Origin of the sequence: Pseudomonas sp. PS02303, assembly GCF_029959925.1 — a bacterium.
Lineage (GTDB): Bacteria > Pseudomonadota > Gammaproteobacteria > Pseudomonadales > Pseudomonadaceae > Aquipseudomonas > Aquipseudomonas mandelii.
Genome location: NZ_JASCOM010000196.1, coordinates 1 through 11,137, shown reverse-complemented (window position 1 = coordinate 11,137; position 11,137 = coordinate 1). Strand labels below are relative to the sequence as shown.

The following is an 11,137-nucleotide window of genomic DNA, read 5'->3' as shown; positions in this document are numbered from 1 at the left end:
GGCAAGCCTCGCTCCTACAGGTTTTGTGTCGTTCGCCAGTAACACGCAATCCTGTAGGCGCGAGGCTTGCCCGCGAAGGCCACGCCGCTATTTCGGATCTGCCCCAGATTCCAACAGCTGCGCCCCCGGCCCCTGTTCCCCCAGCACATCGCCAAAGTTACGCAACGGACACGCCTCCATCGACAGACACCCGCAGCCGATACAGCCATTGAGCTTGTCCCGCAGCAAGGTCAATTGACTGATCCGCTCATCCAGATCCCGACTCCACTGCGCCGACATCACCTTCCAGTCCGCCGCCGTCGGCGCTCGGTTATCCGGCAAGGCTTTCAGTGCCTCGCCAATCTCCGCCAACGGAATCCCCAGGCGCTGCGCGACTTTGATCAACGCCACCCGCCGCAGCACTTCCCGCGGATAACGCCGCTGGTTGCCCTGATTGCGATTGCTTTTGATCAACCCCTTGGACTCGTAAAAGTGCAGGGCCGTGACCGCCACGCCGCTGCGCGCGGCCAATTGGCCGACAGTGAGTTCCTTGTGCAGATGTTCCGGGGTGATCATTTGAAAAATGCCTCTTGACCTCTAGTTAAGTCGAGGTTTTACCCTGCAAGCCTTCGGATCGCAAGGTCCGGCTTACACGTCAGTGGGGACTCTTCATGCAAGCGCCAGAGAAAAATCGCAGCTTCACCCAGTTGATCGAATTCGAGATCGAACCCCATCAGCAACCCGCGTTGGTGTCGGCCTTGTCAAAGCAGACCGAGCGCCTGGCCCAAGGCTACAGCGGGTTTTTGAGTGCGAGCATCCAGGCCAGCGACGACGGTCGGCGGGTGCTCAACTACCTGCAATGGCAAACTCGCGAGGCGGGGGAAGCTGCGTTTCAGAGCTTTGAAAGCGGCGAGCAGGATTTCTGGCAGCTGATTCGCGCGCATCAGGCGAAAACCGTGACGTTTGGCTCGTTCCAGGTGTTGCACAGTCTGGAACGTAGCCATGACTACGCGCTGCACTGCAATCTGGTGAGTTAAATCGACAATTGCATCAGGCGCTCGCCTTGCACGTTTTCCGTGGGCCGGCGCTTGTTCACCGCCCGTTCGCCGATCTTGATCAGTCGTGTGCGCGTGACGTTGCGGCTCAAGCCCAGCAGGGCAGCGGTGTGCACCTGGTTGTAATGGCTGAGGCGATACGCTGCGCGCAACAACGTGTGTTCGATGGTTAAACGGTATTAGCCAAATTCGATAGCCACTATCGAGAGCGTTGATTTCTGCCCTTCGAAGGGGGCGGGTAGCCTGTGTTCATTGCCCCGAACCCAGATGCCAGGACGCCACCCATGAAACCTCTAATCGCCACTTTCCTGCTGCTCGCGGTCTCCGTTCTTGCCGGATGTGCCAGCCATGTTTCGCCCGAATTGCGACCCTATACCGCTGAAGAAACTCGGGAACTGGCGCTGGAGGATTTGAATCGTCGCGGTTTGTCCTTCGACGAGTACCATGCGAAAAAAGCCGAATTGCTCGGCCTGCCGCAAAAACCGGTCGGTTTCGACAAACATGGCGAGATGAACGCTGAACGTGCTGTACAGCTTCACGGTCGTCCAAGCTGATCTCAAACTGTACCGTTCGAAGTTTCACGTAACTGTCCATGGGTTTCCCCGGGGGCGTGCGATAGGGTCAACACCTGACTGACCCTGATTGGACTGCCGCTCATGACGCTCTCGCTCGATCTGCTGCTGGGCTTCGCCCTGTTTGCCCTCGTCACCTCGATTACCCCTGGCCCGAACAACACCATGTTGCTGGCATCGGGCGTGAACTTCGGCTTTCACCGCACCATTCCGCACATGCTGGGCATCACGTGTGGTTTCTTTGTGCTCGTCCTCGCGGTCGGTTTCGGCCTGGGTGCTGTGTTTCAAACCTACCCGTTGCTCTATACGGTGCTTCGCTACGTCGGCGCGGCGTACTTGCTGTATCTGGCGTGGAAAATCGCCCATTCCGGTCCGGTCTCCGAGAGTGAAAAGGGCGACAGCAAACCCATCAGCTATCTCGGAGCGGCGGCGTTTCAGTGGGTCAATCCCAAGGCGTGGATCATGGCCATCGGTGCCATCAGCACCTACACGCCGATGCAGGGCTACTTCACCAATGTGATCGTGATTGCTGCGGTCTTTGCCTTGATCAATCTGCCGAGCGTCGGCGTCTGGGCCGGTTGCGGCACCTTGTTGCGCAATGTGTTGAAGGATCGACGCTGGTTGCGACTGTTCAACTGGGGCATGGCCCTGCTGTTGGTGGCTTCGCTGTATCCGTTGTTGCTCGAGAGCTTTAGCTGACACATCGCTTCAACCGGTTGGCCGATGCCTGTTAAGCTCGACTTCAGGAGCGTTCCTACGCACTTTTAAATGAAGTTGTCCTTCTTTAACGGCCTCCGATCAGGTATTTCTAACGCACTGAACGGTCAGCGCAGCTCACGAGGCTGCGCTTTGATGTTTCAGTGACGAGCCTCCTGATCCCGGAACATGCTCTGCGAGTCTTCTATGAATAAACGTCCTCTGTATTTTGACTACGCCGCCACCACGCCGGTGGATGAGCGGGTCATCAAGGTCATGGTCGAGTGCCTGGGTTTCAACGGAAACTTTGGCAACCCGGCGTCCAGCTCCCATGCCTTCGGCCAGCAGGCCCGGCAAACGGTCGAGCAGGCGCGGCGCCAGGTCGCCGAACTGGTCGGCGCTCAGGCGGACCAGATTGTCTGGACCTCCGGCGCCACCGAATCGAACAACCTTGCCCTCAAGGGCGTGGCCCAGGCCCGCGGGGTGTCCGGCGGACACATCATTACCAGCCAGATCGAACACAAGGCAATCCTCGACACGGCGAAGCAGTTGCAGGACACAGGCGTTGCCGTGACGTATCTGGTGCCTGACGCCGAGGGCCTGATTACCCCGCAAGCGGTCAGCGAGGCGATGCGCGAAGACACCTTTCTGGTGTCGCTGATGCTGGTCAACAATGAACTGGGCACGGTCAATGACATTGCAGCTATCGGCCAGGTGGTGCGTGATCGTGATGCACTGTTCCATGTCGACGCCGCCCAGGGCGCAGGCAAAGTGGCAATCGATCTTGCCCGCTTGCCGGTGGACCTGATGTCGTTTTCGGCGCACAAGATCTACGGCCCTAAAGGCATCGGCGCCCTGTACGTCGGCCCGCGCGCGCACCAGCGTTTGCTGGCGCAGATTCACGGTGGCGGTCACGAGGGCGGTTTGCGTTCCGGCACCTTGGCGACTCATCAGATCGCTGCGATGGGTGTGGCCTTCGCCTTGGCGGCGGCCGCATTCGACGAGGAAAAAGCCACGATCGTGCGGCTCCGCGAACGCTTGCTCGAGCAACTGCTGAGCATCCCCGGCGTGCGGCTCAATGGCAGCCCGACCCAACGCATTCCTCATACCCTGAGCCTGACCTTCAACGAAGGCGAGTTCAATTCTGCGGCGCTGAGCAGCTCGATCGCGTTTTCTGCGACCTCGGCCTGTAACTCCGCCAGCAATGCCCCGTCCCATGTGCTGCTGGCCCTGGGGCATGACGCCCGCTCGGCGGGTCGCACGATTCGCTTGAGCCTCGGCCGGTTCACCACCGAACAGGATGTCGACCAAGCGGCACAACTGATTAAAGCGGCCTGCGCCAGTGCTCCGGCATTCTGGCAATAAGGCCTGAAAGTGTCGGCACTGATCGGCACTCAACAATAATGATGAAGTGATTAGCAGGAGACATGATGAGTACGCAGCCTTCGATCAATGGATCGGTGCCCCAACGTTTGGCGCAAACCCGCGAGCTGATGAGCCGGGAGGGCATTCATGCCCTGCTGGTGCCGTCGGCCGATCCGCACTTGTCGGAATACCTGCCGGGCTATTGGCAAGGGCGGCAGTGGTTGTCGGGCTTTCATGGCTCGGTCGGCACACTGATCGTGACCCCGGACTTTGCCGGCGTCTGGGCCGACAGCCGTTACTGGGAACAAGCGAGCAAGGAACTCAACGGCAGCGGCATCGAACTGGTCAAGCTGCAACCGGGCCAGCCTGGCCCGCTGGACTGGTTGGCCGAGCAAACCCCTGAAGGCGGTGTCGTCGCGGTAGATGGCGCGGTGATGGCCGTGGCGTCGGCGCGGACGCTGGGCGGCAAACTTGAAGAACGCGGCGCACGTCTGCGCACTGACATCGACCTGTTGAGCGAAGTCTGGAGCGACCGCCCGACGCTGCCGAATGAGCCGATCTACCAGCACTTGCCACCGCAGGCGACGGTCAGTCGGGGTGAAAAGCTCGCGAAATTGCGTGAGGTGTTGAAAGATCGTGGTGCTGACTGGCACTTCATTGCCACCCTGGATGACATCGCCTGGCTGTTCAACCTGCGTGGCGGCGACGTGTCGTTCAACCCGGTATTCGTGTCCTTCGCGCTGATCAGTCAAGAGCAGGCCACTCTGTTCGTGGCCCTGAGCAAGGTCGATGCCGAGCTGCGTGCGGTCCTCGAACAAGACGGCGTGACCCTGCGCGATTACAGCGAAGTGGCCGACGCCTTGCGCGCCGTGCCGAGCGGCGCGAGCTTGCAAGTCGATCCGGCGCGCGTGACGGCCGGTTTGCTGGATAACCTGAACAGCGGCGTGAAACTGGTCGAAGGTCTCAACCCGACCACGTTGGCCAAATCACAGAAAAGCCTGGCCGATGCCGGGCACATTCGTCAGGCCATGGAGCAGGACGGCGCGGCGCTGTGCGAGTTCTTCACCTGGCTGGACTCGGCGTTGGGTCGTGAGCGCATCACCGAACTGACCATCGACGAACACCTGACGGCCGCGCGTACCCGACGTCCGGGTTATGTGTCGCTGAGTTTCAACACCATTGCCGCGTTCAACGCCAATGGCGCGATGCCGCACTACCACGCCACCGAAGAAGAGCACGCGGTGATCGAAGGCGACGGTCTGTTGCTGATCGACTCCGGCGGCCAATACCTGGGCGGTACCACCGACATCACGCGGATGGTGCCGGTCGGTACGCCGACGGATGAGCAGAAACGCGATTGCACGCGGGTGCTCAAGGGCGTCATCGCGCTGTCCCGTGCGCAATTCCCTCGTGGCATTCTCTCGCCTTTGCTCGACTCGATTGCCCGCGCGCCGATCTGGGCTGAAAGTGTTGATTACGGACACGGCACCGGTCACGGCGTCGGCTACTTCCTCAATGTGCACGAAGGCCCGCAGGTCATTGCCTATCAGGCCGCCGCAGCACCGCAAACCGCGATGCAGCCGGGCATGATTACCTCCATCGAACCGGGCACTTACCGACCGGGCCGTTGGGGTGTACGGATCGAAAACCTGGTGTTGAACACCGAGGCGGGCAAGAGCGAATTCGGTGAGTTTCTGAAATTCGAAACCCTGACCCTGTGCCCGATTGACACTCGCTGTCTGGAGCCGTCGCTGCTGACTGACGACGAAAAGCAGTGGTTCAACGCCTACCACGCCGAGGTGCGCCAGCGCTTGAGCCCGTTGCTCGAAGGCGCAGCCCTTGAGTGGTTGAACACCCGGACTGCAGCTATTTGACCGGTTGGAGTTCAGGCGCTGTTTCGAGCGCCTGACTCATGTAGTCGACAAAGGCTTTGACCCTGGCGGATTGGCGACGATTCGCTGGGGACACGGCATGAATCGGCAGCGACTGCGCGGTGTAGTCCTGCAAAATCGCAGTCACTCGCCCGGCGTTCAGATCCTCACTGAACAACCACACCGGCGACAAAGCAATTCCCAATCCTCCCAGCACCATCTCGCGGATCGCCTCTGAGTTGTTGCTTTTTGCATTGCCCTTGATCCGCACCTCATGATGCTGGGCTCCGCTTTCGTAAACCCATAGGTTCTGACTGTTCAGCAGGTTGAATTGCAGGCAATTGTGTCCGCGCAGTTCTTCTGGTGTTTGCGGCTGGCCGTGTTGCTTGAGGTAGCCTGGCGCAGCGACGGTCACTCGGTGGGTGGTGCCTATGCGGCGGGCGATGAGACCGCTGTCGGTCAATTCGCCGATTCTGAACGTGACGTCGAGGCCTTCGCTGACCAGGTCCTGATTCTGGTCACTGAGTTGCAGGTCAATCTGCACCTGGGGGTGTTGTTTCAGAAACTCAGGAAGCCGCGGTGCAATCTGCAATCGCCCGAAACTGACCGAGGAACCGATCTTCAGGTTGCCGGCAACGGTTCCGCGTCCTGAATGAAAACTGTGTTCCGCCGCGTCCACGGCCGCGAGGATTTGTCGACACTCGCTGTAGTACCGCTGACCTTCGTCAGTCAGCGAGAGTTGACGCGTGCTGCGGGAAATCAGCTTCCCGCCCAGTTCAGTTTCCAGCGCCCTTAGCACTTTGCTGATGGTTGGCTGGCTGGTCTGCATCTCCCTGGCAACGGCAGAAAAGCTGCCGCGCTCGACGACCCGGACGAAGATGGCCATTGCATTGAGTTTGTCCATGGGGTTTCTCATTGATGCCAAATGGGCATGGTCACTATAGCGATACAGCGTCTTATCGGCATGAGTGAGTGGGAGGAAGATCGTCCTACCGCCACCTCTGACAGGAATTTGCGAAATGACTGACTCACTTCAAATGCGTGCTCTGATTGTTGATGTGGTCAACGGGCCGTTACGCTTGGTTTCCATCCCGCGACCTGTGCCAGGGCCGGGTCAGGTGTTGGTCAGGATCAAAGCCAGTGGAGTGAATCCGCTGGATGGAAAAATTCGTTCGGGTCAGGCGGCTCATGCGCGTCAGCCCTTGCCAGCGGTGCTGGGCATGGATCTGGCCGGGACGATTGAGGCGTTAGGCGAGGGCGTAAGTGGATGGCTGCCGGGTGATGAGGTCTACGCGATGGCGACCGGAATCGGCGGTGCGCAAGGTTCGCTTGCGCAGTTCGCGGTGGTTGATGCGCGTCTGCTGGCGCACAAACCGGGCAATCTGAGTATGCGTGAGACCGCCGGGTTGCCCCTGGTGTTGATAACCGCATGGGAAGGATTGGTAGACCGGGCTCGAGTGCGTGCCGGTCAGAAGGTGCTGATCCATGGCGGTGCCGGGGGTGTCGGGCACGTGGCGGTGCAAATAGCCCGGGCTTTCGGTGCTGAAGTATTCGCCACGGGCTCTGCGGGTCAGCAGGCAATCATCGAAAGCTTCGGTGCGACGTTTATCGACTACCGCAAGTCTTCGGTTGAGGACTATGTGGCGGAGCACACGGGGGGAGAGGGGTTCGATATAGTCTATGACACGGTGGGCGGTGAAACGCTGGATGCTTCCTTCAAGGCTGCTCGGGTCTACGAGGGGCATGTGGTGAGCTGTCTCGGATGGGGGCAGCACAGTCTGGCACCGTTGTCGTTTCGGGCCGCGACTTACTCCGGAGTGTTTACCTTGTTGCCTTTATTGACTGGCAAGGGCGGCGAGCACCACGGACAGATCCTTCGGGACGCCGCGAAGTTGATTGAGGCCGGTAAGCTGAAGCCGTTGCTTGACCCGCGGCAGTTCACATTGCAAACCGCCGAGGCCGCCCATGAACTGCTCGCTGGTGGAGCGGCTCAAGGTCGTTTGGTCATCGAGATTTAACGCAGGGACTCAAGGACGAAGTCCAGTCGATCCTGACCGAAGAACATCTGATCGCCGATAAACATGCACGGTGCGCCGAATACACCGCGCTGGACCGCTTGCTCGGTGTTGTCCTTGAGAGCGGCTTTGACGTCCTCATCGGCGGTAAGGGCCAGTACTTCGTTTGGATCGAAACCATTTCGCGTCAGCACGGCTGCAACAGTCGCCGGATCATCGAGGCTGCGTCCTTCGACCCAGAGTGCGTGGAACAGACAATCGATAAACGCTTGGAAGCGTTCGGGATGACGTAATTGCATACCGGTGACGGCGCGCATCAGCATCAGGGTATTGATAGGGAAGTGCGGGTTGAACTTCAGCGGCACGCCGTATCGTTTGGCGTAGCGGTCCAGGTCCTGAAACATGTAGCGACCTTTGGCCGGAATGGTTGCCGGTGAAGCGTTGCCCGTGGCTTTGAAGACCCCGCCCAGCAGCATGGGTTTGTAGACCAGCTGGCTGTCGGTCTGCTCGCAGATCTTCGGTAATTGGGTATACGCCAGGTAGGTGGCGGGGCTGCCTAAATCGAAAAAAAACTCCACGGTTTTGCTCATGGTCGGTGCGCTCTGCTTATTGTTGTAGGGGAGGAGGGCTTACCAGCGTTCGTTCCAGGGGCGCAGATCCAGCTCGAAAGTCCACGCGTCCCGGGGCTGGCTGTGCAAGTACCAATAGTTCTCGGCGATGTGCTCGGGATTGAGGATGCCGTCCTCGTCCTTGGTCGCGTACTTTTCCGGAAAACTGTTGCGGATGAAATCAGTATCGATGGCGCCGTCGACGACGACATGGGCAACGTGAATATTCATCGGCCCCAGCTCGCGGGCCATGCTTTGAGCCAGTGCGCGAATCCCGTGCTTGGCGCCGGCGAAGGCTGCAAATCCTGCCGCTCCGCGCAAGCCAGCGGTGGCGCCGGTGAACAGAATCGTGCCGCGTTGGCGCTTGGCCATCCGCTTGGCCACTTCACGGGCATTGAGAAAACCTGAGAAACAGGCCATTTCCCAGATCTTGAAATACTTGCGGGCAGTTTCTTCGAGAATGCTGCACGGCACATTGGCGCCGATGTTGAAAACAAACGCTTCGATGGGGCCGATCTCGGTCTCAATCTGCTCGACCAGCGCAATCACATCCTCTTCCTTACGTGCATCACAGGCAAATCCGTGGGCGTCACCGCCATTGGCCTTGATTGCATCGACCAATGGCTGGAGTTTGTCCGCGCTACGACGAGTGACGCAGGCAATGAAACCTTCCTGTGCAAAACGCTTGGCAATCGCGCCGCCGGTGGCATCACCGGCGCCGACAACCAGTACGACCTTCTTATTATTCATGGGTAGATCCCTTTGATGAACGATCGTTAACTGAACGAACGTTATGCTAGGATTTGGCATGCGTCAAGACAGTCAATCCTGAGGGCAAGGCAATGCGTTACTCGGCCAATCACAAGCTGGAAACAAGAGAGAAACTGCTGACAAGCAGCGCGGTGTCGGCCAAAAAGTCCGGTTTTTCCACGGTAGGCGTCGACGGGCTGATGAAGGCGATCGGCTTGAGTGGTGCTGCTTTCTACAGTCACTTTTCGTCGAAGGACGAACTGTTCGCTTCGATCGTTGAACGCGAGTTGCGCCAAAGCCTGGAGCGTTTGGGTGCTGATCAGGATTGCGACAGGCTCGAACGTTGCCTGAAGCATTATCTGAGCATGGCCCATGTCGAGCACCCGGAGTCCGGTTGCGCATTACCGGTATTGGGAGCCGAAATTGCTCGTTCAGATATCGCTGTTCGCCAGGAGGCGGAGGTCTGGATTTGTCGGCTGCAGGAGCGTTGGGCAAGTATTCTGGAAAGCGACAGTCTGGCGTGGGCGATTCTGTCGCAATGCATCGGTGCCTTGGTCGTGGCGCGAATGCTGGCCACTCCCGGCATCCAGCGCACCGTGCTGAAGTCCAGTTACGATGAGATTGGCCGCCAGATTGCCGGGCGGCATCAACCTATTTGCAAATGACGATCATGCTTCGGCTGGTATAGCCGGCAGGGTTGAGACCAAATGGATAATCACCTGGTTCTTCCACGGCATCTCCCGACTTGGCGATGACCTTGTAACCCTTGGGCGCGCACGAGTTGGCGGCGCTGGTGTAGCACTTGTCCCAGGATGACGAAAGCCCTGAACAATTGATATGCAGCCCTTTCTTGCCATGTTTGACTTGTGTTTTCGATGTCGCCGCGCAACCCGCAATTGCGAGTACGGCAATCAATAGCAAAATTCGTTTCATTACTGTCCTTATAGCGCTCCCGGATCTCGCGCCCGGGTGTGGCTGCATTCGCTTTCGATTGAAGCGTTCTGATATCCCTATCCTGAAAAATCCTTGGATGACATTCGGTTGCGGGCCTAAACATGGCCTAATTGAGCGGCAAATACCAGACCTGCGTCAAATCCTGTATCAATCCGCCGCGACCGCGGGCTTGGCAGCACTTCCCATGGTCATGGTCGCCCCCACGGAAGCCAGAATGATGCACATGATCGCCATCCACTGTGACAGTGTGAGGTATTCGTGGAGAAACAGCAGACCAGACAGCGCGCCAATAGCCGGTTCAATGCTCATCAATGTGCCGAAAGTCCGGGTTGGCATTCGGGTGAGCGCGACCATCTCCAGCGTATAGGGCAGGGCGGTGGACAGAAGGGCGACAGCGATGGCCACGGGGATCAATGACGGAGTCAGCAGGGCGGCACCGGCATGGACGATGCCGATAGGCGCGACGAACAGTGCGGCAATCATCACTCCCAACGCTGCGGTCTGTACGCCATTGTCGGCGCCGGCCTTCTGGCCGAACAGGATGTACAGCGCCCAGCACACCCCTGCACCCAAGGCATAACTGGCGCCTGCCAGGTCGATTCCCGCACTTGTCGCTCCTGTCGGTATCAATAGCAGCAAGCCGATAGCCGCCAAGGCAATCCACAAAAAGTCGATTGCGCGGCGTGAGGCATAGATAGCCACCGCCAGTGGCCCGGTGAACTCCAGGGCGACGGCAATACCCAGGGGGACGGTGCGCAAAGACATATAGAAGAGGAAGTTCATGCCGCCCAGTGCCATCCCGTAGACGATAACGGTACGCAAGGACTTTGCGGTGAGCTTCGCCCGCCATGGGCGCAACAGGATCAGCATGATCACGCTGGCGAAGAGCAGCCGCAGGGTGGTGGTCCCCTGAGCGCCGATAATCGGGAACATGCTTTTGGCCAATGAGGCGCCGGACTGGATCGACGCCATGGCTATTAAAAGCAGGCCCACCGAGAATAGGGTCGAGACGAGGCTGCGGGGATGGTCATTCATAGCGTGGCATCGTCCGAAGTGGGAAGCGAAAGTGTTGTTCTATGGTTTGGGCAATATATTGCGCATTCGCGACGGTCGCGTCTATATATAAGCAGCGATTTTGGGCAACCTGATAGAAAAGCCAAATCAGGGGTTGACGGCAGATTCTGGAAGTCTATAATTCGCCCCACTTCCGGCGCAGTCGAAACGGAAAACTCCTTGGTAAACAAAGAGTTACGCAGTTTTCGACAGCGAGTT

The 11,137-nt window shown here is 58.9% G+C and carries 13 protein-coding genes and 1 pseudogene; 7 read left to right on the top strand and 7 right to left on the bottom strand.

The window, feature by feature from the left end; genetic code table 11:
- Window positions 1-87: 87 nt before the first annotated feature.
- The gene (soxR, locus tag QMX98_RS26920) at window positions 88-555 is read right to left on the bottom strand and encodes a redox-sensitive transcriptional activator SoxR (protein ID WP_010461153.1); all 468 of its coding nucleotides are present in this window, start codon (window positions 553-555) and stop codon (window positions 88-90) included.
- 95 nt (window positions 556-650) lie between these two features.
- Between soxR and QMX98_RS26915 the strand changes: the two genes are divergently transcribed.
- Entirely contained in the window at window positions 651-1,016 is a 366-nt protein-coding gene (locus tag QMX98_RS26915) for an antibiotic biosynthesis monooxygenase (protein ID WP_154503919.1), read from the top strand.
- On the opposite strand, the pseudogene QMX98_RS26910 reads toward QMX98_RS26915, so the two are convergent.
- Window positions 1,013-1,189, bottom strand: a pseudogene (locus QMX98_RS26910) (sigma-54-dependent Fis family transcriptional regulator); the annotation flags it as partial. The gene QMX98_RS26915 and the pseudogene QMX98_RS26910 sit on opposite strands and share 4 nt — an antisense overlap.
- A 129-nt stretch (window positions 1,190-1,318) precedes the next feature.
- Here QMX98_RS26910 and QMX98_RS26905 point away from each other — a divergent pair.
- The 4 genes from QMX98_RS26905 to QMX98_RS26890 all read left to right on the top strand — a co-directional run bounded on the left by QMX98_RS26905 (window position 1,319) and on the right by QMX98_RS26890 (window position 5,541).
- The gene (locus QMX98_RS26905; protein WP_010461147.1) at window positions 1,319-1,588 is read left to right on the top strand and encodes a hypothetical protein; all 270 of its coding nucleotides are present in this window, start codon (window positions 1,319-1,321) and stop codon (window positions 1,586-1,588) included.
- A 102-nt stretch (window positions 1,589-1,690) separates the two neighbouring features.
- Complete coding sequence (locus QMX98_RS26900; RefSeq protein WP_077747875.1) at window positions 1,691-2,305, top strand: LysE family translocator; 615 nt, start codon at window positions 1,691-1,693, stop codon at window positions 2,303-2,305.
- 204 nt (window positions 2,306-2,509) lie between these two features.
- On the top strand, window positions 2,510-3,667 hold the full coding sequence (locus QMX98_RS26895) for an aminotransferase class V-fold PLP-dependent enzyme (protein WP_010461142.1): 1,158 nt from the start codon (window positions 2,510-2,512) through the stop codon (window positions 3,665-3,667).
- Between the two features lie 65 nt (window positions 3,668-3,732).
- Window positions 3,733-5,541: an aminopeptidase P family protein gene (locus tag QMX98_RS26890; RefSeq protein ID WP_010461140.1), complete on the top strand. Its 1,809-nt coding sequence runs from the start codon at window positions 3,733-3,735 to the stop codon at window positions 5,539-5,541.
- On the opposite strand, the gene QMX98_RS26885 is transcribed toward QMX98_RS26890, so the two are convergent.
- Window positions 5,534-6,442 (bottom strand): LysR family transcriptional regulator, encoded by a 909-nt coding sequence (locus tag QMX98_RS26885; RefSeq protein ID WP_169858158.1) that lies wholly within the window; start codon window positions 6,440-6,442, stop codon window positions 5,534-5,536. The two genes, QMX98_RS26890 and QMX98_RS26885, sit on opposite strands and share 8 nt — an antisense overlap.
- A 115-nt stretch (window positions 6,443-6,557) precedes the next feature.
- Here QMX98_RS26885 and QMX98_RS26880 point away from each other — a divergent pair, with 115 nt between their 5' ends.
- Window positions 6,558-7,556: a zinc-dependent alcohol dehydrogenase family protein gene (locus QMX98_RS26880; RefSeq protein WP_282411636.1), complete on the top strand. Its 999-nt coding sequence runs from the start codon at window positions 6,558-6,560 to the stop codon at window positions 7,554-7,556.
- Here the strand turns inward: QMX98_RS26880 and QMX98_RS26875 are convergent.
- Window positions 7,553-8,143, bottom strand: coding sequence for a 2-hydroxychromene-2-carboxylate isomerase (locus QMX98_RS26875; protein ID WP_282411635.1), 591 nt, complete (start codon window positions 8,141-8,143; stop codon window positions 7,553-7,555). The genes QMX98_RS26880 and QMX98_RS26875 overlap by 4 nt on opposite strands.
- A gap of 39 nt (window positions 8,144-8,182) precedes the next feature.
- Entirely contained in the window at window positions 8,183-8,911 is a 729-nt protein-coding gene (locus QMX98_RS26870; protein WP_094468283.1) for an SDR family oxidoreductase, read from the bottom strand.
- A gap of 92 nt (window positions 8,912-9,003) precedes the next feature.
- Here QMX98_RS26870 and QMX98_RS26865 point away from each other — a divergent pair, with 92 nt between their 5' ends.
- Window positions 9,004-9,576 (top strand): TetR/AcrR family transcriptional regulator, encoded by a 573-nt coding sequence (locus QMX98_RS26865; protein ID WP_282411634.1) that lies wholly within the window; start codon window positions 9,004-9,006, stop codon window positions 9,574-9,576.
- Here the strand turns inward: QMX98_RS26865 and QMX98_RS26860 are convergent.
- Window positions 9,563-9,844 (bottom strand): hypothetical protein, encoded by a 282-nt coding sequence (locus QMX98_RS26860; protein WP_010461128.1) that lies wholly within the window; start codon window positions 9,842-9,844, stop codon window positions 9,563-9,565. The genes QMX98_RS26865 and QMX98_RS26860 overlap by 14 nt on opposite strands.
- 168 nt (window positions 9,845-10,012) lie before the next feature.
- A complete protein-coding gene (gene rhtA / locus QMX98_RS26855; protein WP_010461127.1) occupies window positions 10,013-10,900 on the bottom strand; it encodes a threonine/homoserine exporter RhtA in 888 nt (295 codons plus the stop codon).
- Window positions 10,901-11,137: the final 237 nt, after the last annotated feature.

Coding starts and splice junctions, on each gene's coding strand:
- QMX98_RS26915 (WP_154503919.1), top strand. CDS start 651: ATGCAAGCGCCAGAGAAAAATCGCAGCTTCACCCAGTTGATCGAATTC.
- QMX98_RS26860 (WP_010461128.1), bottom strand. CDS start 9,844: ATGAAACGAATTTTGCTATTGATTGCCGTACTCGCAATTGCGGGTTGC.
- QMX98_RS26885 (WP_169858158.1), bottom strand. CDS start 6,442: ATGGACAAACTCAATGCAATGGCCATCTTCGTCCGGGTCGTCGAGCGC.
- QMX98_RS26880 (WP_282411636.1), top strand. CDS start 6,558: ATGACTGACTCACTTCAAATGCGTGCTCTGATTGTTGATGTGGTCAAC.
- QMX98_RS26895 (WP_010461142.1), top strand. CDS start 2,510: ATGAATAAACGTCCTCTGTATTTTGACTACGCCGCCACCACGCCGGTG.
- rhtA (WP_010461127.1), bottom strand. CDS start 10,900: ATGAATGACCATCCCCGCAGCCTCGTCTCGACCCTATTCTCGGTGGGC.
- QMX98_RS26905 (WP_010461147.1), top strand. CDS start 1,319: ATGAAACCTCTAATCGCCACTTTCCTGCTGCTCGCGGTCTCCGTTCTT.
- QMX98_RS26900 (WP_077747875.1), top strand. CDS start 1,691: ATGACGCTCTCGCTCGATCTGCTGCTGGGCTTCGCCCTGTTTGCCCTC.
- QMX98_RS26865 (WP_282411634.1), top strand. CDS start 9,004: ATGCGTTACTCGGCCAATCACAAGCTGGAAACAAGAGAGAAACTGCTG.
- QMX98_RS26890 (WP_010461140.1), top strand. CDS start 3,733: ATGAGTACGCAGCCTTCGATCAATGGATCGGTGCCCCAACGTTTGGCG.
- soxR (WP_010461153.1), bottom strand. CDS start 555: ATGATCACCCCGGAACATCTGCACAAGGAACTCACTGTCGGCCAATTG.
- QMX98_RS26870 (WP_094468283.1), bottom strand. CDS start 8,911: ATGAATAATAAGAAGGTCGTACTGGTTGTCGGCGCCGGTGATGCCACC.
- QMX98_RS26875 (WP_282411635.1), bottom strand. CDS start 8,143: ATGAGCAAAACCGTGGAGTTTTTTTTCGATTTAGGCAGCCCCGCCACC.